Origin of the sequence: Paradesulfitobacterium ferrireducens (assembly GCF_017310645.1) — a bacterium.
Lineage (GTDB): Bacteria > Bacillota > Desulfitobacteriia > Desulfitobacteriales > Desulfitobacteriaceae > Paradesulfitobacterium > Paradesulfitobacterium ferrireducens.
In genome coordinates, this window is record NZ_JAFLRH010000018.1 from 94,166 (window position 1) to 113,183 (window position 19,018).

The 19,018-nt window shown below is 46.3% G+C and carries 19 protein-coding genes and 1 pseudogene; 8 read left to right on the forward strand and 12 right to left on the reverse strand.

What is annotated here, in order from left to right; all coding sequences use genetic code 11:
- Positions 1–64: 64 nt before the first annotated feature.
- Positions 65–601 (reverse strand): 4Fe-4S dicluster domain-containing protein, encoded by a 537-nt coding sequence (locus J0X21_RS07210; RefSeq protein ID WP_206811513.1) that lies wholly within the window; start codon positions 599–601, stop codon positions 65–67.
- Positions 576–2,552, reverse strand: a complete 1,977-nt coding sequence (locus J0X21_RS07215; RefSeq protein WP_206811514.1) for an aldehyde ferredoxin oxidoreductase family protein — start codon at positions 2,550–2,552, stop codon at positions 576–578. The genes J0X21_RS07210 and J0X21_RS07215 overlap by 26 nt, the downstream gene beginning before the upstream one ends.
- 423 nt (positions 2,553–2,975) lie before the next feature.
- On the opposite strand from J0X21_RS07215, the gene J0X21_RS07220 reads away from it, so the two are divergent.
- Entirely contained in the window at positions 2,976–3,674 is a 699-nt protein-coding gene (locus J0X21_RS07220; protein ID WP_206811515.1) for a metal-dependent hydrolase, read from the forward strand.
- Between the two features lie 93 nt (positions 3,675–3,767).
- Here the strand turns inward: J0X21_RS07220 and J0X21_RS07225 are convergent, their stop codons facing one another.
- On the reverse strand, positions 3,768–5,402 hold the full coding sequence (locus tag J0X21_RS07225; protein ID WP_206811516.1) for a class I adenylate-forming enzyme family protein: 1,635 nt from the start codon (positions 5,400–5,402) through the stop codon (positions 3,768–3,770).
- Between the two features lie 233 nt (positions 5,403–5,635).
- Here J0X21_RS07225 and J0X21_RS07230 point away from each other — a divergent pair, with 233 nt between their 5' ends.
- Positions 5,636–6,562: a metallophosphoesterase gene (locus tag J0X21_RS07230; RefSeq protein ID WP_206811517.1), complete on the forward strand. Its 927-nt coding sequence runs from the start codon at positions 5,636–5,638 to the stop codon at positions 6,560–6,562.
- A gap of 126 nt (positions 6,563–6,688) precedes the next feature.
- On the opposite strand, the gene J0X21_RS07235 is transcribed toward J0X21_RS07230, so the two are convergent.
- From J0X21_RS07235 to J0X21_RS07270, 9 genes and pseudogenes are all read right to left on the reverse strand, one after another.
- Positions 6,689–7,846, reverse strand: coding sequence for an acyl-CoA dehydrogenase family protein (locus tag J0X21_RS07235; protein WP_206811518.1), 1,158 nt, complete (start codon positions 7,844–7,846; stop codon positions 6,689–6,691).
- 225 nt (positions 7,847–8,071) lie between these two features.
- Positions 8,072–9,064, reverse strand: a complete 993-nt coding sequence (locus J0X21_RS07240; RefSeq protein WP_206811519.1) for a LysM peptidoglycan-binding domain-containing protein — start codon at positions 9,062–9,064, stop codon at positions 8,072–8,074.
- A gap of 118 nt (positions 9,065–9,182) precedes the next feature.
- The gene (locus J0X21_RS07245; RefSeq protein WP_328812476.1) at positions 9,183–10,241 is read right to left on the reverse strand and encodes an FAD:protein FMN transferase; all 1,059 of its coding nucleotides are present in this window, start codon (positions 10,239–10,241) and stop codon (positions 9,183–9,185) included.
- A gap of 514 nt (positions 10,242–10,755) precedes the next feature.
- Positions 10,756–11,037, reverse strand: a complete 282-nt coding sequence (locus J0X21_RS07250) for a DUF1905 domain-containing protein (RefSeq protein WP_206811520.1) — start codon at positions 11,035–11,037, stop codon at positions 10,756–10,758.
- 362 nt (positions 11,038–11,399) lie between these two features.
- Positions 11,400–11,610 (reverse strand): annotated as a pseudogene (locus J0X21_RS07255) (TipAS antibiotic-recognition domain-containing protein); the annotation flags it as partial.
- Positions 11,589–11,801: a hypothetical protein gene (locus J0X21_RS16190; protein WP_407947633.1), complete on the reverse strand. Its 213-nt coding sequence runs from the start codon at positions 11,799–11,801 to the stop codon at positions 11,589–11,591. The gene J0X21_RS16190 and the pseudogene J0X21_RS07255, both read right to left, overlap by 22 nt.
- Positions 11,802–11,888: 87 nt before the next feature.
- The gene (locus J0X21_RS07260; RefSeq protein ID WP_206811521.1) at positions 11,889–14,534 is read right to left on the reverse strand and encodes a translation factor GTPase family protein; all 2,646 of its coding nucleotides are present in this window, start codon (positions 14,532–14,534) and stop codon (positions 11,889–11,891) included.
- Positions 14,535–14,542: 8 nt separating this feature from the next.
- Positions 14,543–14,857 carry a type II toxin-antitoxin system RelE/ParE family toxin gene (locus J0X21_RS07265; protein ID WP_206811522.1) on the reverse strand — a complete coding sequence of 105 codons (315 nt, stop codon included), beginning with the start codon at positions 14,855–14,857 and terminating at the stop codon, positions 14,543–14,545.
- Positions 14,835–15,125 (reverse strand): type II toxin-antitoxin system Phd/YefM family antitoxin, encoded by a 291-nt coding sequence (locus tag J0X21_RS07270; RefSeq protein ID WP_206811523.1) that lies wholly within the window; start codon positions 15,123–15,125, stop codon positions 14,835–14,837. The genes J0X21_RS07265 and J0X21_RS07270 overlap by 23 nt, the downstream gene beginning before the upstream one ends.
- A gap of 412 nt (positions 15,126–15,537) precedes the next feature.
- Here J0X21_RS07270 and J0X21_RS07275 point away from each other — a divergent pair, with 412 nt between their 5' ends.
- From J0X21_RS07275 to J0X21_RS07300, 6 genes are all read left to right on the forward strand, one after another.
- Entirely contained in the window at positions 15,538–15,660 is a 123-nt protein-coding gene (locus J0X21_RS07275; protein ID WP_328812479.1) for a hypothetical protein, read from the forward strand.
- A complete protein-coding gene (locus J0X21_RS15660; protein WP_328812481.1) occupies positions 15,647–15,970 on the forward strand; it encodes an aldo/keto reductase in 324 nt (107 codons plus the stop codon). Before J0X21_RS07275 ends, J0X21_RS15660 begins: the two co-directional genes overlap by 14 nt.
- Positions 15,971–16,094: 124 nt before the next feature.
- Complete coding sequence (locus tag J0X21_RS07285; RefSeq protein WP_206811524.1) at positions 16,095–16,937, forward strand: aldo/keto reductase; 843 nt, start codon at positions 16,095–16,097, stop codon at positions 16,935–16,937.
- A 35-nt stretch (positions 16,938–16,972) separates the two neighbouring features.
- The gene (locus J0X21_RS07290; RefSeq protein ID WP_206811525.1) at positions 16,973–17,377 is read left to right on the forward strand and encodes a cupin domain-containing protein; all 405 of its coding nucleotides are present in this window, start codon (positions 16,973–16,975) and stop codon (positions 17,375–17,377) included.
- Between the two features lie 14 nt (positions 17,378–17,391).
- Positions 17,392–17,718: a dihydrofolate reductase family protein gene (locus J0X21_RS07295; RefSeq protein ID WP_206811526.1), complete on the forward strand. Its 327-nt coding sequence runs from the start codon at positions 17,392–17,394 to the stop codon at positions 17,716–17,718.
- Between the two features lie 13 nt (positions 17,719–17,731).
- Entirely contained in the window at positions 17,732–18,901 is a 1,170-nt protein-coding gene (locus tag J0X21_RS07300) for an iron-containing alcohol dehydrogenase (protein WP_206811527.1), read from the forward strand.
- Positions 18,902–19,018: the final 117 nt, after the last annotated feature.

Below are 19,018 nucleotides of genomic sequence, written 5' to 3' on the forward strand. Positions count from 1 at the left end.
GTCTTGGAATTATTCTGACTCCTGTTCCTGAATTCTGAATTTGTTCCTGAATTCTGAATTCTACCTACTTTTGGTTTATCCGTGCCATGGTCTCTATTAGCTTCTCAAAGCCGTATTTGTCCACCAGGGATTTGAGCCCGACCTCCATGTCATCCAGCTTGACGTCTTCTTCGACTTCCTCTTCCCTTTCTTCATAAATAAGGGCATCGGCTAAGCACCACTGGACACACATGGGCTCTTCGAGGGTTGGGTCATCTTCACACATGTCGCATTTCAGGGGCAGGCCGGAATCCGGCTCCTTGAAAGCGTCCCTGGAGGGACACGATGCCCGGCAAAAGCCGCATTCATCATATTCCTTGCCGTTGATAATATATTTATCCCGGCCCATACATTCGGCCGCGGTATATTCCCCCGCGTAGACCGGCACAAACACGTCTCTCAGCGGATCGCGAATCAGGCGGATCCGGGCCCGCGCGGGATTGTTGCTGCTGTATTTGGGGGTTGCATGAAACGAAGCGCAGATCACCTCACAGGCCTTGCAGCCGTTGCACTTGTCCAGATCGATGCGGATGGTTTTAATTTTCTTCTTCACTTTGCTCATCATAAATCCCTCTCTGTTCAAAGTCTTCGACCACATAACCCAGGTTCAAATCCTGCAGGGTCTCTTGCGTAGGAACACCGTTCATGTTAAATCCCCGGAATTTGTAATACTCATCTAAGAGCGTCTTTTCAAGTTCAGGGAACCGGTGCTTCCAATGGTCTTCCGGCGGCCGGTCATCCTGTCTTCTTAAGCCTCTTCTGTTATTGATCGCCCGGATCAGGGTCCGGTTTCTCTTCGCTGTTTTTTTCAGTCTGGCTTCATCGAAATCCATCCCAGTCGCCGCCGAGATGACTTCCGGATAATTGTGGATATGATAGGCAGGCTTGAGCGGGAATGAGGACAATCCGGCGCACATTCCGAGGGAGTCATCAATGTAGTGCATCATCTCCATCCAGTCCACCAGCTCGCACGCCATTTCAACCGTCGGGTAATAGGGATTGGAATTTTCCCCGCGCGGATTCCAATCCAGGAAATACTGCTTAAACTTTTCATCCGGAACATGAATCCAGTCCTTAATAAACTCTTCCCGGTCTTCCCGGTTCGAAAAAGGCCCTTGCGGGAACTGGCCTTCGATTTGGGTGATGTTGATTTTTTCCCCGGTCGAATACATTAGGAAGTAAATCGGATTCAGCATCCCTAATTTAAGCGGTAGCTGCTCGTGTTTTTTAATGTTGTTATGGGCGTACTCTTCCGCGCCGTTGCCGATCTGCTTGGCTGCCCAATAGGTACCGTTGGCCAGAATATCTCCGATTCCTTCACGGCGGGCGATTTTGTCGAGGAACCAGAAAAACCGCTCCTCCGTATCGGACGGCATCCCCGGCAGATCCTTGTCCGTCAGAATACCTGCTTCATAAAGCTCGATGGCAAAGGCGATCGTCTGTGGGGTGGTAAATCCATCCACACCATAGGCCTGGGCATTGGAATTGATTCTGTACCCGAACTCCAGATCCGACATGGCGGCCATGGTGTATGTCAGTTTGGAATAACATTTCATCATGTATTTGGGAACGCCCGGGTAGGCCACGGAGGCCCCGCAGCTGAGCGGGCAGTTGTAACAGCTTAAGAAGCGCTCAAGCGTTTTCTCCGCGCTTTCCGTCCATTGCTTTTCCACTTCTTCCGTCCAGAAGTCTTTCCTGCGCGTACGGGCATTGCCCCACATGAAACTGGTGGTGTGCCACTTTTCATCGTGGAGCTTCATTTCCTGGGGCGACCCCAGCCCTTGGAAAATAGGTTCGACCATCCCGAGCGGATTCTTCTCCCGGAACTTGACATATTTCAAAATATCATTGCAATGCCCTATAAATTCGGCCGGGCGGGCGATATTAACATCCCTGGTGCCGCGGACAGCGATAGCCTTTAACCTCTTGTCCCCCATGACCCCACCCAGCCCTAAGCGGCTGGCACTGGAGCGACCCTGTTCAATCGAGGCAAAATAGACCCGGTTTTCCCCGGCCAGGCCAATGGCCGCGACATGCGCATTGGGTTCATTCAATTCGCGCCGGATGATTTCCGCTGTTTCCAAGGTGCCTTTTCCCTGAAGGTGACTGGCATCGCGGATTTCCACTTTGTCATTGTTAATCCACAAATACACCAGGCTGGGAGCACGGCCCCGAATGATTACTTTGTCATACCCGGCATGCTTTAACTCGGGCGCAAAGAAACCGCCCATCATGGAAAACGCCATGAGCTTGGTCTGAGGAGAAAAACTGGAGACAATCGTGCGGTTGGCGCCGGGAGCCTGGGTTCCGCCCAAAAGGCCGGCACTGAAGATCAGCAGGTTCTCAGGTGAATAAGGGTCAACCTCAGGAGGAACCCGGTCCCATAAGATCTTGGCATTTGTGCCCAGCCCGCCCAGATAAAGTTCAGCTAAGGCCGGATCGGTTTCTACTTTTTCAATGTTGCCGCTGGATAAATCAATTTCCAAGTTATACCCTGTCTCTGCATATCTCATATTTCAACACCTCTAGGCTTATAGTTGTTTATCTTAGCCATTTGCAAGTAAGATGCCATGTTTCGGTTTCGGAATTGCCCTGAGGCCTGATCGGTGTAAATCAGCGGTTCAACAGTCGAAAACATCTTGCGAGTGGTTATCCCAGCCTGAATATTCAAATAGTATGAGGGGTTGACAGGCAAACACCACTGCAAAATTGCAGTGGTGTTTGCCTTTTGCGGCGAAAACCATACCAAATGTGCACTTTAGGGAGTAAATCAATTCTGCATTGGTATGATGTCAAATCGACTTAGCGCAACGTAGGCTAAATCAGAAAGTCGCTAGAAATTGTAAGAATTTTTTGCCAAGTCCAGGTAAAGGTTGCAGGATATTTTATACAGACGGAGAATTATACTTTCATTATAAAAAAGGGAGGAATTGTCAATGCATCAGGTCAAATGGCTCGGTCATTCCGCTTGTCTCATTACCAGTCAGCAAGGAACGGCTATCCTTATCGATCCCTGGATCACCGGCAACCCGAGCTGCCCAGTCAAGAGAGAGGATCTTGGCCGCGTCGATATCATCTTAGTAAGCCACGATCACTTTGACCATATCGGGACAGACATTCCGGCTCTGGTGGAAGCATCCGGTGCAACGGTTGTCGTACAGCCGGAATTAATCGCCGGCTTGCAGGAAGCCGGTGTCAAAGGGGATAATATCGTCTCCTACGGCATGGGGATGAATATCGGGGGGACAGTAGAAATCAAGGGAATTAAAATCACCATGACCCAGGCTTTGCATTCCAGCGCGGCCGGAAGTCCCTGCGGCTATATCATTACTTTGGAAGACGAGAAAACAATCTATCACGCCGGAGATACCGGGATTTTTGCCGGGATGGAATTATTGGGTGAAATTTATCATCTCGACCTGGCCCTGGTTCCGATCGGCAGCGTCTTTGTGATGGACCCGGTACAGGCCGCTTATAGTCTACGCTTACTGAAAGCCAAGACAGCCGTTCCGATTCATTATGCCACCTTCCCAATCCTTACCCAGGACGCATCAGGGTTCGTGCGATTGGCACAAGAGAAGGCTCCGGATACCCAAGTGGTCGCCTTAAAACCCGGAGAAGAGGTTTCAATATAGCCATTGCCTCGGTCAATACGATATAGTCTTTGATATTTCACAGAGAGCTGCTCTTAGAGCAGCTCTTGTTTTTATCCCACTTGTTCTGCCGCATTATTTCTGCGTTTGAGCCGCCACTAAACTTGCGGCGCCGAATTTCTCCCGCAGGCGCGGTTTTTCAATCTTGCCGGTGGGGTTGCGCGGGACGTTATCAAAGATAATCTTGCGCGGACGTTTATAGCGCGGCATAGGGGCGCAGAAGACCGTGATTTCTTCTTCCGTGCACAGACAACCTGGTTTTAGTTCAATGATCGCGGCCGCTATTTCACCCAGACGCCCGTCCGGCAAGCCGATCACGGCTACATCCTTGATTGCAGGATGCGCCCGGAGAAAATCCTCAATTTGCACCGGATAGATATTCTCTCCCCCGCTGATAATCACATCTTTTTTCCGGTCAACCAAATATATAAAACCGTCTTCATCCATCCGGGCCATATCCCCGGTAAACAACCAGCCGTCTTTGAGCACTGCAGCAGTCGCTTCCGGGTCATTGTAGTAGCATTTCATCACACCCGGTCCTTTGACCGCCAATTCCCCCACCTGACCCCGGGGTACAGGGGAGCCATTCTCATCCGTAATCTTGACTTCCCAGTTGTGACCCGGCACTCCGATCGCGCCCACTTTATGAATATTCTCAGTCCCTAAATGGACACATCCTGGCCCGATCGATTCGCTCAAGCCATAGTTGGTATCGTAAAGATGGTTGGGGAAATATTTTTTCCAGCGGTTAATTAAGCTGGGGGGAACTGGCTGCGCCCCGATATGCATGAGTCTCCAGCGGGAAAGATCATAGTCTTCCAGCTTTAATTCTCCTCTTTCAACGGCATCCAGAATGTCCTGGGCCCAGGGAACCAAAAGCCAGACAATGCTGATTTTTTCTTCAGAGACTGTTTTGAGGATCCATTCCGGCTTCACGCCGCGCAACAAGACCGCTTTGCTCCCCGAGAGCAAACTCCCGAACCAATGCATCTTGGCCCCGGTATGGTAAAGGGGCGGGATCAACAGAAAATTATCTTCCAGCGTTTGGCCATGGTGTTCGAGCTCCGTTTCACAGGCTGACATCAGACTGCGGTGCGTATGCAAAATGGCTTTGGGAAATCCCGTCGTGCCGGAAGAGAAATAAACGGCCGCATCGTCCTCATCCGCAAGTTTAATCGGCGGGGCTTCCGAGGAACAATTGGCCGTGAGGCGGTCATAGCTCTCAGCAAAAGAAGGACGGTTTTCTCCCGCATAAAAAAGCGTCTTCACTCTGGGTATCTGATCATAGATCGTTTCCACCCGGCCGATAAATTCCGGCCCGAAAATCATGGCCACCGCTTCGGATAAACCTAAACAGTATTTGATTTCCTCAGCCGTGTAGCGAAAGTTTAACGGGACAGCGACCGCGCCCGTTTTTAAGATACCAAAATAAATCGGCAGCCATTCCAGGCAATTCATTAACAGAATCGCGACCTTATCTCCCTTTTTAATTCCCCTTTTTAAAAGGAGATTGGCCAGCCGGTTGGCTTTCTCGTCAAAAACGCGCCAGGTCATATCCCGCCGGTATTCACCGGCCGGGTTGTTTTCAATCAATTCGTACTCAAGCCAGGTGACATTGTGACTTTCCTGGAGGTCCATGTTAATCTCAGTGATGCATCGTTCTTGTCCATACATCTCGGCATTGCGCGCCAGGATTTCCGTAATGGGCATTCTCTTTTTTCCTCCCGTTCTACCAACACTGCGAAGAGATTGGCATTTTAAAAATAAAAAAAGGCCGTACTTCCAAATGAAAAACCACACCTAAAATTATAAAGCGATGCCGGGCGTTAAGCAACATTTCTTTTGTTGGCAGTTCTTTTGTCGGCAGAACCCTTTTGCAATTGAATCAATATATTAAGTTATTAGAAACGGAGAAACGGAATGTTAGCGTGAGGAGGGTCTAAATGCATACGTTGAAACGGATTTCTAAAGTTTTCGAAGCAGCGGCTGAAATTCCTTTTGACGACTCCTCGAAGTTTATCTTAATGAGTGACGTCCACCGGGGGGATGGCAGCTGGGCTGATGACTTTTCCAAGAACCAAAACCTCTATTTTGCAGCCTTAACTCATTATTACAATGAAAATTATACTTATATTGAGATTGGTGATGGAGACGAACTTTGGAAGAATAGAAAGCTCTCCGACATTATCCAAGTACACAGCGACGCGTTTTGGCTTCTTTCAAAATTCTTCAATGAAGGCAGGCTATATTTAATATTCGGAAATCATGATATGGTGAAACGAAATGATAAATGCGTTCAAAACAATTTATACCGCTACTTTCATGAACCGGAGAAAAAGTATATTCCCTTATTCGAGAACATTAAGCTTCATGAGGGTGTAGTTCTGAGACACCGGGTGACGGGTCAAAGAATTCTCTTGATCCACGGACATCAAGTGAGTTTCTGCGATTATACGCTTTGGAAATTCAGCCGCTTTTTAGTTAGGTATCTTTGGAGACCGCTTGAGTTATTTGGAGTCAATGACCCAACCAGTACCGCCAAAAATTATGATAAGAAAGATACCGTTGAAAATAAACTGACTGAGTGGGTTATCCGGGAAAAACATATGTTAATTGCCGGCCACACCCACAGGCCGATGTTTCCGGAAGTGGGAGACCCCCCCTATTTCAATGATGGCAGTTGTGTCCATCCCCGCAGCATCACGGGCATTGAAATTGCGGACGGTTCGATTACTTTGGTCAAATGGAATGTCAAAACAAAGAACGACGGCCAATTGTACATCGGCAGAGATGTCCTGGTAGGTCCGAGAAGGTTGGAGGATTATTTCAGATACTCACAAATTGGGGACAAGGCGCATACAATAAACTAGAAAATCCTTCTCTATTCATTGTAAAATTGCTTCTACACTAGAGTATATAGAAAGCAGCCTTTCGCATGGTAAGGCTGCTCATTATTATGCAATAAGATTAACTAGGGTTAATCGATATCACCAAGATTAACGGTTCTGCTGGTAGCCTAATTCAATGCCCGCGATAATCCCCATATGGATATTGGATGTTCCTTCAAGGGTTTCAAACTGCTTGGCATCGCGGAGCCATCTGCCGCAGGGATACTCTGTGGAATAACCGTAGGAACCGTAAATTTTCATGGCCATATTAGCCGCATGAACGGCCGCCATCGCGCCATATAACTTAGCCATAGAAGTTTCCTGCTGGCTGGGTAAGTTATGGTCTTTGAGCCAGGCTGCGCGGTAAACCAAAAATTTGGCCGCTTCGTCTTCCAGTTTCATTTCGGCGATCTGCTGTTGAATCATTTGGAATTTGCCGATTTGTTGGCCGAACTGGGTACGCTCATTGGCATATTGAACAGAACCTTCCAGAGCTGCAGCTGAAAGTGCAGCCGCACCGGTGGCACAACCCATGCGGGTGTTATTCAGCATCCACATACAAATTTGGAAACCTTGATTCAGGGGTCCTAACAAGTTTTCCTTCGGAACGACGGCGTTCTCAAATACCAGTTCCGAGGTCGGAGCCGGCCACATACCAACTTTTGTATGAATCGGAGTTCTGGTAACCCCAGGGGTATTCCTGTAGTCAATGATAAAGCAGGACAGTCCTTTATAACCCCCACCCTTTTCCGTGGCAGCATAAAGAAGTCCAACGTCGCTGGTGTGTCCGCCCGAGATCCACATTTTCGTCCCGTTGATTAACCAGTGGTCACCCTTATCTTCCGCAAAGGTTTTCATACTAGCGACATCAGAACCGGTATTCGGTTCGGTGATCGCAAAGCTGCCGACGAGTTGCCCGCTGACCAGTCCGGGAATATACTTTTGTTTTTGTTCCTCGGTACCATATTTGTTAATGGTCATGGCCGGTCCCCAGGTGTTGCCGCTGATGCTCAGCCTCCAAGAAGTATGAACTTTAGATATTTCATATAAAGCAGTGACGGCTTCCATCCAGCCCATGCCGTTTCCGCCGTACTCTTCCGGAATACTCCAGCCCAGCAGGCCCAACTCACCCATTTTCGTAAGTATTTCTCTGCGATAGTAATGATTTTCTTCGTCCTCCTCAATATAAGGAGCAATTTCTTTTTGGGCGAAGTCGCGGGCCATTTCTTGCACCATTCTTTGTTCTTCGGTTAAACCAAAATCCATTTCTCTTTACCCTCCTAAATAAAAATATTGCCACCCCTAACTCCTTATTTACATAAGGGCGAACAAAAAATTCTATGAATTCAGCCAAATAAGTCCTTACATTTATTAATAATAGCACAAAGTAAGCGATTTTTGAATATCTTTATTCGGATCTTCTTAAAACGCAAAAATAACGGGCCGTCTCAAATCAGTCTAATCTTGAGACAGCCCAATAGAAGCCTAATACTAGTACTTCACTTCTTCTCTCGCTTCATAGGCTTCTTTCAAAGCTGAAATGAAGTGAGAGTGCGGATCTTGCAGGGACATCGTAGCACCGGTTGTAACGTCGACAAGCATTGCTTTTTCTTCGGCTGTGAACGTCTTAACTACCGCTTTATCTGCGTCTGTTAACTTATCCGGATAAGCCATTTTATAAGGTCTTCCGTTAACATCTGTGTATTTCTTGAACCAAGCTTCTACTTCTGAAACAGTCTTGCCTTTGAAGAATGCCTCATAGAAGTCAAGCTGTTCAAACCACTCTTTTTTGGTCAGGTTATCGGCAGCGCCTTTTGCTTTCAAATGGGTCATATCATAGTTGTAGCCTTCTTCTCTCTTAGTTTCCCAAATATCGTCGATTTTAGCTGCAAAAGAGTCCATAGTCGCTTTGTCCGCTTTGGGGTCGACCCAGCCGGGGAATAGATCGTAAGTAATTTCCATAACGTCCCAAGTTAAGTCTACGATTTTACCGTCTTGATCAAATAAAGCGCTTGCTGTAGTGATGTTCAAATTATCTTTTTTCTCGCCTCTGATTCGGTAATTCGGCACTTCACCAAATCCATGAAAAAGTTTCTTGGCAGATACGGCTGGAGCAGTCACCGGAGCAGCCTTCACGATCAATTTATCGCCGGGATAGATCCGGTTAACGTTTTTAATATGTGGATTTAATTTGGCCAATTCTGCGGTTGTTAAGCTATATTTTTTGGCAATTTTCCAGAAAACATCTCCACTGACAACCGTGTAAACAACCGTACCTTCCGGTAATTTTGTAGTGTCGAGGCCTGCATTGACAGCTGACGGAGCTGAGGGGGCTTTTGGGGCTGGTGCTTTTGGAGTTGTTGGCGTTGTTGGAGCCGGAGCTTCAACTGATGCTGAGGTTGATGTGTCTACAGCGAAAGACGGGGATACCATTGCAGTAAGAACGAGTGACACCGATAGAACAAGACCCAGAGTTTTTTTCATGTTCTCCCTCCTGTAAATAATTTTATATAGCTAGGACTCAAATCACCTTAGGCGGGATGAATCCTAATTATATACAATGTTGTTCTAGTTGTTGTTCTTGTTCTTACTTTAGCAAATACTAGTCAATCAACTGATAGCTACTGCTTCCTTCAAGCAACTTGAAATTACCTTTTAATCCATCTGTAACATAGATCTTTTTATCGGTTGTAATGAATATAGCCTCAATTCCGCCATACTTTTGGAGAAGGTCCATCCCTTTCTCTGATCCTAAAATAAAAACTGCTGTGTCCAGAGCATCCGCGTTAAACGAAGAATCCGTAATTAAAGTAACGCTCATTAAATCAGACTGAGCCGGGTAGCCTGTATGCGGATCAATGATATGATGATACCGCTTGCCATCTTTGACAAAATACCGTTCCCCGTCTCCTGCAGTTACAACCGCTTTATTTCTAACTGTAATAGACCCCAAGATTTGGTGTCCCTCCGCCGCATCCTCCTTCCGGGGATTAAGAATGCCGACAGTCCAAGGACTGCCATCGGGCTTGCTTCCCAGGGTCACAACATTACCCCCAAGATTAATAAAAGCGGATTTTATTCCGTTTTTTTTGTATATTTCGATCACTTCATCTCCAGCATATCCTTTGGCTATCCCCCCCAGATCAACCATTTGTCCCGGATTTTTTAGGTATGCGGTATGATTATCTACTTCTAAGTCTTTATAATTAATAAGCGGGAGCAAGTTATGTATTTCCTCCGGTGCCGGTACCCGTTCATTTTCCGTTCCTATTCCCCAGCTTTTAACCAAAGGGCCGATGGTAATGTCAAAAGCCCCATCACTAAGTTCTGCTACTTGTTGGGCTTTTGTCATCAGTTTTAGAGTGATAGGATTTAGTTCAACTTTCTTCTTCCCAGCGTTTTCATTTATATTGTAAATATCCCCTTCCCGAGCATTAAAGGTTAAGAGCCCTTCTAGATATTTGATTCTATCGATTGCTTCGTCAATAGCCACTTGTCCGTTTTCGCCATATACTTTTTGTGATATAACTGTCCCCATGGCGAACTCTTTAGCCTCTGTCACTACATCCTTCTTCATATTCGTGTTGCAAGCTGTTAAAAACCCTGAGGACAGTAGAAGTACTAATAAACAAGAAATCTTTTTTCTCGTGTATTTTTTCACTAAAGAGTTCCAATCCTTTCTGTGCAATTGTTTTGCTTATTTAGAAAGCACTAAGGATCGTTACTATTATATTTCAACAAGATCAAGTCTATGTCTTCACTTTCACACACTAAAACAAGTATTAACTTGATATGTAAAAATTACCACAGGCTTTGCCTTGAGTCAAGAGAAATTATGATTTTTATAACTTATTTTTGATCATGAAAGGAGCATCCCTGTCCATTTTCACGCTATCGCTTGTTTCCGGTCAAAGTTGCGGCGCTGCTGATATTTGAAGCGGTAGTTACTCCAAGCAAGTAAGGAACAGGATTTAATTTAGCCTGTCCGGCTTATGACGCAAAGTCCAACGGGCAAGAAATCATCGGCTACACGGCAGGGCCGGAGTATAAATTGAATTTGTATTTTCTCCGGCCACAACCACTAATCCAAAACCAGTGATTGATCATTATAATGTTCTTTATCCCCAAGGCACTACTAACATGATGGCCGACGATCCCGGTAGACAATGGTAAATTCATGGCATCGGCTGAGCTACTCTTTCTTGAATAGTTACCTTAACCATATCTCCAGGTTGTTTGCCGATTTTAGCTCTGATATCTTTTTTGATACCGATTATATGGCATGGGGTTTTCATTTTCACAAGGCTGCCCTCATAAGGCTCACCGTCAAATGTAGCGATGACAGGGACTCTTCCTTTTCCGAACTCCGACTTGACATCAAATGGTATTTCGACATAGGCTCCGTCAATATCGGGTACCTTCTTAATTTCTGCTTCAAATTCATATAGCTTGCTCATTATTCACTGTTCCCTCCTATTCAAGCTCGTATAGTTTTTGCCGGTTGCGCAATAACTCAAACATAGCAAACCTCCTATCCCTTTTTCGGACAGGAGGCAGAACAAACATGAAGAAAAACCGATTTCCGTCAAGGCTTTAACGAGGGGGAACATAGATTGCATCTTTATCAGAGAAATCTATGCAATCGTTCCATCGTTTACATGGTTCATACTAATCCTATCCTAAAATAACTCGCAATTGTTGACAAGAGCATTCCCGAATAAGATTAGTCGCGTATGGTCTGAAACGTCACCCCTTCATGAGTAGTTCTTCTTTATCCTATGCTATATGGGGAACTGTGTCAAGTAATCATCATTCTAGCCTATTTTTTCATACCGGTATAAATGAGAACTGCATCTCTTAAAAATGCGGCCAATCCAGGTTGCCGCTCATCATAATAGGCTGTAAATCTTGGATCATCTACATACATCTGAGCAACTCCCGCATGCGCTTCTTTACTGTAGCTATCCCCAAAAAAGCCACCGGCGATGCAGATCTGCCGCCTTTTGAGCTAATTCGCCGGCAGGATCACCTTTTGCTTAAAGCCTTCAAACTTTTCTTTATCCGTCATCATTATTCTCCCTTCTGTTAACGCAATGAAAAACTCCGCTAGAATCATTTTCATGGCGTATTCATGCAAGAACAGGAAAAGTTTTTTGTCTTCTCCACCATCCAGGTGTTTAATTAATCCAGCGGCTAAAAGCTTTTTGATTGTGGTGTACATAGAAGCGGGGCCGATGGTCTGTCAAAGGGCATAATACCTGAGTGAGAAAGAAAAAACCAACTCCTACATGAGCTGGTTTCGAGTGTCCTATGGTTTTTCCCTAATCAGTTCTTTCATTTGCTGTTTTGCTTCCGCAGACAATACATCGATGAGATAATTACGGTCCCTTCCCTGTATTTCCTGGTATTCTTGCTTTATTCTTTCATTAGCCCCTTCGATCTCAACCTTAAGTTCTCTGGCGGATAACAAGGAACATCCTGCTCCCCTGATAATAAGCTGCTCTAAACCGTCTGACGTCGCAACGGTAATATGATATTTCTTCTGATTGTCATGGGCAAACTTTTCGATATACTGGTCCGCCGTTTGAGCCTCCCTGGTAAAAACCATATGGATATTATAATCGTCGATTACTTCCTCAGAATGTCCCTGAACACGGTAAGCGTCAAACACTACGATAACCTGGCATTTTCGAATCCCCTGATAATTGCTTAGAGAATCAAGCAGCTTCATTCTGGCGCCGTCCATATTCTCATCTGCAAGCTCTTTCAGTTCTGGCCAGGCATGGATAATATTATAGCCATCCACAAGGAGATACTCTTCTTGGGTTTCCTTCGGTCTGCTGACAAAGGTAACCGGTTCATAATAACTCTCGCCGGCTGTTTTGCGTCTTTTCCAGCCAGACTTCCTCCCTTGGTTCGCATAAAAGGTGTTATGGATAATTTGGTCAATCTCCTCTAAACTGATCGACCTCTCTTCTGTATAGGGGATCTGGTTTCGGACTGTTTCTCCCGATAAATCGTCTTTTTTCTGAAGATAGCTTTCAACATGCATGTAGTCCTTCACTTCATCCCAAGAAACCAAAAAGCCTGCACCCTGGGCGCAAAATACGGAACCTGTCGGATTTTCCAAGTCTCTTTCCGAATCATATCCGATACTTTCTATGACCTCTTCCGCATTATGGCATGGTTCGTACCCTTTCAGGCTGCAAAACAGCCTGCCAAGTCCTTTGGTATAGGCTACGACCTCTTTCTGGTAATTCCTCATGGTAACAACGGGAGCGCTCCCCACAAGAACCGCCGTCTCGCCATTGGTCTGTGAGATTTCGCAGGTGCCATGCATTTTCTCAATGTCATTCATCGCTCTTCCTACCATTTTCTCTGGCAGTTCGAGCTGAAAGGCATAATAAGGCTCCAACACGATGGATTCGGCCTCCTTTAAGCCCTGGCGCACTGCACGGTAGGTAGCCTCTCTGAAGTCACCGCCATCCGTATGCTTATTGTGTGCTCTACCTGAGACTAAAGTGATTTTCATATCGGTAATCGCTGACCCGGTCAGAACTCCTTTATGGTTTTTTTCTTCCAGATGAGATAATATAAGTCTTTGCCAGCTTTTACTTAAGCTATCCTCACTGCATTCCGCCCTAAACTGCAGACCGCTTCCCGGCTCACCCGGCGTGAGTATCACGTGAACCTCCGCATAATGCCGCAAGGGCTCAAAGTGCCCTACCCCTTCTACCACATTTGCAATCGTCTCTTTATAGACAATCCTTCCCGCATCGAAGGCTACCTCAACCCCGAAACGGCTTTGGATAAGGCTCTGCAGAATTTCAATCTGCACCTCGCCCATAATCTGTGCCTGAATTTCCTGCAGCTGCTCATCCCAGACAATATGAAGTTCCGGTTCTTCTTCTTCAATCTGACGCAGCTTGGGAAGCATCACTCTAGGGTCACAGCCTTCCGGAAGGATAATCTGATAAGACAGCACGGGCTCTAATACAGGGGCTGCTGAAACTTCCTCTATCCCTAAGCCTTCTCCCGGTCTGGTTTGGCTGAGCCCGGTTACCGCGCATACAGAACCTGCCTCGATCTCGTTCACGGCTTCGAATTTCTGTCCGGAATAGATACGAATTTGATTCACTTTCTCTTTCCAGATGCCATTCGTTAAGACATCCTTCACCTTAAGTCTTCCGCCGGTAAGCTTCATGTGCGTAAGCCGGGTTCCCTGCTCGTCTCTTGCTATTTTGAATATTTTAGCCCCGAATTCATCGGGGTAGGAAGGTATCAGTGCATACTTCACAAGGCCCCGCATAAATGGCTCAACGCCCTCTAGTTTTAAAGCGGAACCGAAAAAGCACGGAAAAACTTTGCGCTCCAGGATAGCTTTTTTAATCTGCGCGGTTTCAATATGCCCTGCTTCCAGATAGGCTTCCATCATGATTTCATCGCACATGGCCAATTGATCGTAAAAGCCCTCTGTCTTAGCTTGTCCGAATTCGATACAGCCATCATCCAGCTGGTCTTTCATTTCTTTGATTAACTTGTCCTTATCCGTCCCGGCCTGATCCATCTTATTCACGAATAAGAAAACAGGAATCTGGTACATTTTAAGCAGCCGCCATACGGTTTTGGTATGCCCCTGCACCCCATCCGCACCGCTTATTACTAAAATGGCATAATCCAGCACCTGAAGTGTTCTCTCCATTTCAGCCGAAAAATCCACATGCCCTGGGGTATCCAGTAAGGTAATCTGGGTCTCCCCTATTTCAAAAATGGCCTGTTTGGAGAAAATGGTGATCCCTCTTGCCCTTTCTAACTCATAGGTGTCTAAATAAGCGTCCTTATTGTCAACTCTTCCCAATTTTCCAATCTTACCGCTCAGATAAAGGATGCTCTCTGATAATGTCGTCTTGCCTGCATCCACATGTGCCAATATTCCAATCACTAATTTGTTCATAATCTATTTCAAACCAACCACCCATAATCCTGCCTGCAATCCACAATGTAGTCAACGTACACGGTCTGGTCCTTGATCTGATACAGAATCAGATACCATTTTTCAATGAACATCTTGTGATATTTATTTGGCGGGATAAATTCAGCCTCCAGAAATGGAAAACGCTCCTGCATTTGGTTAAGGGAGCGAATGGCGTCCATCAGGTCATTTTTTATTTTGCGGGCAGTTATAGGACTTTTCTGTGCCAGAAATCGAACATGCCCCGGCAGCATCTGACGGGCACGGTCTGAGACAATCACTTTATATTGAGGTTTCTTTTCCATGTTCCACCTCATCAATAATGCTTTCCAAGTAGCTGTCCAGTTCATCTGGTGTGCTTCCCATACGACCGGCCAGACGGTCTTCCTCAACAGCCAACAGTTCTTCCCTCAGTTTCAGCATTTTTTCACGGCGATTAAACGCCTCTATATCCATAACCACGAGATCACCCTCGCCGTTTTTTGTAAGATACACAGGCTCACCGGAGGATTTGCATAAAGCCGCAATTTCATTGTAGTTCTGCCGGATGCTTGCGGACGGTTTAATCTGCATGGGATCAACTCCTTGTAGTAACATTCTAACTATATTATACTTCTTTCATGCTATGTAATCAACCAACAATAGTTACAACTGTTTGAGCCATTGTAAGCAATAAAACCTTCAAATACTCATTGAGCTTTAAAGGTTTTATTGCTTACAATTTATTTCTAATTGTTGCAACTTTTCTTATAAATTTCTTCTTAACAGCATAAATTCTGAGCTACGCTTTTTTAGGAACATAGTTCAAAAATCATATATATTCTCAATTGATGAATACTGTTAATGGTTGCGTTTGGACATGACCAGACCATACAAAAAAAGTATTTATCACACCGCTTGACTTGGAGTTAACTCTAAGTGCTATGCTCTTTGAGTGATAGAAAAATACCTGCTATGGAGATTTATTTGGAAAGGAGAAACAAACATGAAAGGCAAAACACTTATCGCTTACTTTTCCCGCGCGGGAAACAATTATGTCGGCGGGAGTATCATAAACCTGCCTGTAGGCAACACCGAAACGGCGGCTAAAATGATTGAAGAACCGTGAATATGAGTTTTCACTTTTCCCTACACTGGAGCAATTTGGCATTGGATTTGTCGCGTTCAGCCCATTGGCCAACGGATTTTTGTCTGACAGGTACGATCAGAATTCAAGGTTCGAGCCGGGTACGGATTACAGAAGCTTCATGCCGCAATTTAAAGCGGAGAGTGTAGAAGTAAACCAGGTGCTTCTTGAACTGCTAAGAAAAACAGCCACGGAAAAGGGTGCAACTCCCGCTCAGATTTCGCTGGCGTGGGTGCTGGCGAAAAAGCCCTGGATTGTCCGATACCGGGGACACGTAAGCCGGATCGGCTGACAGAGAACTCCGGCGCTGCTGAGATTGTTCTGGCGGAATCTGAACTTCAGGCAATCGATCATGCTTTATCAGAAATGAAATTGTCCGCTGTCTACGGCGGACAGAATAACAGGAGGAAATAAATATGGATACAGTAAAATTAAATAACGGTATTACCATGCCGATTCTCGGCTATGGTGTCTATCAGGTAGACCCGGCCGAATGTGAGCGCTGTGTGCTGGATGCAATTTCCGTAGGCTACCGCTCCATAGACACCGCACAGGCTTACAACAACGAGGAAGGCGTCGGCAATGCCATTCAAAAGTGCGGTATACCTCGTTCGGAATTGTTTATTACCACCAAGGTATGGATATCCAACGGCGGCTATGAAAAAGCAAAAGTCTCCATTGAGGATTCACTGAAAAAGCTGAAAACCGACTATATCGACCTGCTGCTGATCCACCAGCCGTTTAACGATTACTACGGCACCTACCGCGCCATGACAGAGGCTTACAAGGACGGTAAGATCCGAGCCATCGGGGTCAGTAACTTCTATCCTGACCGCCTGATTGATTTCTGCCAATTCCAGGAGGTCATCCCTGCTGTCAATCAGGTGGAAACCCATCCCTTCCAGCAGCAGAAAGCCGCGCACGAAATCATGAAGAAATATGGCGTACAGCACGAGTCCTGGGGACCGTTTGCAGAGGGCCGCAAGGACATGTTTACCAATCCGGTCATCAAGTCTATTGGCGACAAATACAGCAAATCGGTGGCTCAGGTGATTCTGCGCTTCCTCATTCAGAGCGATGTGGTGGTAATCCCGAAAACCACCCATAAAGAGCGGATGATCGAAAACTTCGATGTGTTTAATTTTACTCTGACTGTCGAAGACATGCATGCAATTGCCGCCCTGGACGAGAGTGAAAGCGCATTCTTCTCCCATTATGATCCTCAGACTGTGGAGTTTTTGACAGGTCTGGGAAGGTAAGAGAGGTTAAAACCTTAAAAAAGGAGGACTTTGCAATGAACAACGAAAGAAATGAACTTTTTAAGACGGGCGTCCCGCTGCCCGAAATGTTTTCCAAATACTTCATCGGTCAGGCTTATTTGCAGCCGCTGACCGACAAGGGCGGCCCCATTGCTAATGTGACTTTTGAGCCGGGCTGCCGCAACAACTGGCATATCCACCATAAAGGCGGACAGATTTTGCTCTGCACCGAGGGACGCGGCTGGTACCAGGCGTGGGGAGAGGAACCGCAGGAACTGCACCCCGGCGACGTAGTCAACATCCCGCCGGAGGTCAAGCACTGGCATGGTGCGGCAAAAGACAGCTGGTTCGCTCATCTCGCAGTGGAGATTCCTGCCGAGGGCGCGTCCAACGAATGGCTGGAACCGGTAGGCGACGAAGCTTATGGCAGGCTGAAATGAACGAGAGGTGTTTCATGGACAGACCGTATATCATATGCAACATGGTGACATCGCTGGACGGAAAGGTAACCGGGGACTTTTTAGGAAGAGATGCTCACAGCGGACTCATTGAGGAATACTACAGAATTCACAGGGAATACGGCGCGGACGGCTTTCTCTGCGGCAGAGTGACGATGGAGGGCAGCTTTCCCCAGCCGCTCGTTCCGCCAACCGTGTATGAAGGCCCATCCATCGAGCGTAAATATCAAGCCAACAATACGATGGCAGCTTCTTTTCGGCTGAAGGAAGTAAAAAAATTAGACGACGGCGGCTTGTGGCTGACCTATCAAAAACAATTATGAAGGAGTAATGAACATGTACAATTTTATTTTTCAAAACACAACCAAGATTTACTTCGGTGAAAACCAACTGGGGCATTTAGGCGAAGAATTAAAGCAGTATGGCACCCGTGTGCTACTGACCTATGGCGGCGGCTCTATCAAGAAAATCGGCCTTTATGACAAGATCATGGAAGAATTGCAAAGAGCCGGACTTACTGTCTTTGAACTGTCAGGCATTGAGCCAAATCCCCGCCACACCACTGTCAATAAGGGTGCGGATATCTGCAAAAAGGAAAAAATCGACGTGCTGCTTGCCGTTGGTGGCGGCTCTACCATCGACTGTACGAAGGCAATTGCCGCTTCCGCATTTTACGAAGGAGACAGCTGGGATCTGGTGACGCATAAAGCGCCTGTTACCAAAGCCTTGCCGGTACTCACGGTATTAACGCTGGCAGCTACCGGATCGGAGATGGACACGGGAAGCGTCATCAGCAATATGGACACCAACGAAAAGTATGGCTTGCTGCATCCACTGCTCCTGCCGAAGGTATCCTTTCTTGATCCTGCCAATACTTATTCCGTCAGCGCGTTCCAGACTGCCTGCGGCAGTGCGGATATCCTGTCACACGTTTTTGATGTCTTTTATTTTACCGCTTCAGAGAAAATGGACATGGTGGACCGTGTTATGGAGGATGTGATAAAGACCGTTGTCAAATACGCCCCGATTGCTGTAAAGGAACTGGATAACTATGAAGCACGGGCCAACCTCATGTGGGCTTCCTCATGGGCACTGAACGGCTTTCTCCAAACCGGTGGGTTTCAGGCTGCCAGCTGTCATGCCATGGAACATGAGCTCTCTGCTTTTTATGACATTACACATGGCCTTGGCCTTGCCATTCTCACTCCCCGCTGGATGGAGTATATTCTGGATGAATCCACCTCACCGCAGTTTAAAAAATTTGGTGTAAATGTATTTGGTGTAGATGCGTCGCTTTCCGATATGGAAGGAGCAAAGCGTGCGATTGCATGCCTGAGCGATTTCTTGTTCAAGGAGCTTGGCCTGCAAAGCACCCTCACTGAAATTGGTATGGATGAAGCAAACTTTAAGGTCATGGCGAAGAGGGCTTGCAGAGGCGATGTATTACAAGGGTTTAAGCCCCTGACCCCAAAGGACGTTGAGAATATCTTCAGGATGTGCCTGTAAGACTGCGGTAAAAGTCAAGTAATTTACCGAAAAAATATAGGAAGGTGATTTCCATGATTTAGTTGATTTTTAGAAAAAAGGGTACACTAAATAAACCCTCCATCTACAAAAGGTAAT

Coding starts and splice junctions, on each gene's coding strand:
- J0X21_RS07210 (WP_206811513.1), bottom strand. CDS start 601: ATGAGCAAAGTGAAGAAGAAAATTAAAACCATCCGCATCGATCTGGAC.
- J0X21_RS07215 (WP_206811514.1), bottom strand. CDS start 2,552: ATGAGATATGCAGAGACAGGGTATAACTTGGAAATTGATTTATCCAGC.
- J0X21_RS07220 (WP_206811515.1), top strand. CDS start 2,976: ATGCATCAGGTCAAATGGCTCGGTCATTCCGCTTGTCTCATTACCAGT.
- J0X21_RS07225 (WP_206811516.1), bottom strand. CDS start 5,402: ATGCCCATTACGGAAATCCTGGCGCGCAATGCCGAGATGTATGGACAA.
- J0X21_RS07230 (WP_206811517.1), top strand. CDS start 5,636: ATGCATACGTTGAAACGGATTTCTAAAGTTTTCGAAGCAGCGGCTGAA.
- J0X21_RS07235 (WP_206811518.1), bottom strand. CDS start 7,846: ATGGATTTTGGTTTAACCGAAGAACAAAGAATGGTGCAAGAAATGGCC.
- J0X21_RS07240 (WP_206811519.1), bottom strand. CDS start 9,064: ATGAAAAAAACTCTGGGTCTTGTTCTATCGGTGTCACTCGTTCTTACT.
- J0X21_RS07250 (WP_206811520.1), bottom strand. CDS start 11,037: ATGAGCAAGCTATATGAATTTGAAGCAGAAATTAAGAAGGTACCCGAT.
- J0X21_RS16190 (WP_407947633.1), bottom strand. CDS start 11,801: ATGTACACCACAATCAAAAAGCTTTTAGCCGCTGGATTAATTAAACAC.
- J0X21_RS07260 (WP_206811521.1), bottom strand. CDS start 14,534: ATGAACAAATTAGTGATTGGAATATTGGCACATGTGGATGCAGGCAAG.
- J0X21_RS07265 (WP_206811522.1), bottom strand. CDS start 14,857: ATGGAAAAGAAACCTCAATATAAAGTGATTGTCTCAGACCGTGCCCGT.
- J0X21_RS07270 (WP_206811523.1), bottom strand. CDS start 15,125: ATGCAGATTAAACCGTCCGCAAGCATCCGGCAGAACTACAATGAAATT.
- J0X21_RS07275 (WP_328812479.1), top strand. CDS start 15,538: ATGAAAGGCAAAACACTTATCGCTTACTTTTCCCGCGCGGGAAACAAT.
- J0X21_RS07285 (WP_206811524.1), top strand. CDS start 16,095: ATGGATACAGTAAAATTAAATAACGGTATTACCATGCCGATTCTCGGC.
- J0X21_RS07290 (WP_206811525.1), top strand. CDS start 16,973: ATGAACAACGAAAGAAATGAACTTTTTAAGACGGGCGTCCCGCTGCCC.
- J0X21_RS07295 (WP_206811526.1), top strand. CDS start 17,392: ATGGACAGACCGTATATCATATGCAACATGGTGACATCGCTGGACGGA.
- J0X21_RS07300 (WP_206811527.1), top strand. CDS start 17,732: ATGTACAATTTTATTTTTCAAAACACAACCAAGATTTACTTCGGTGAA.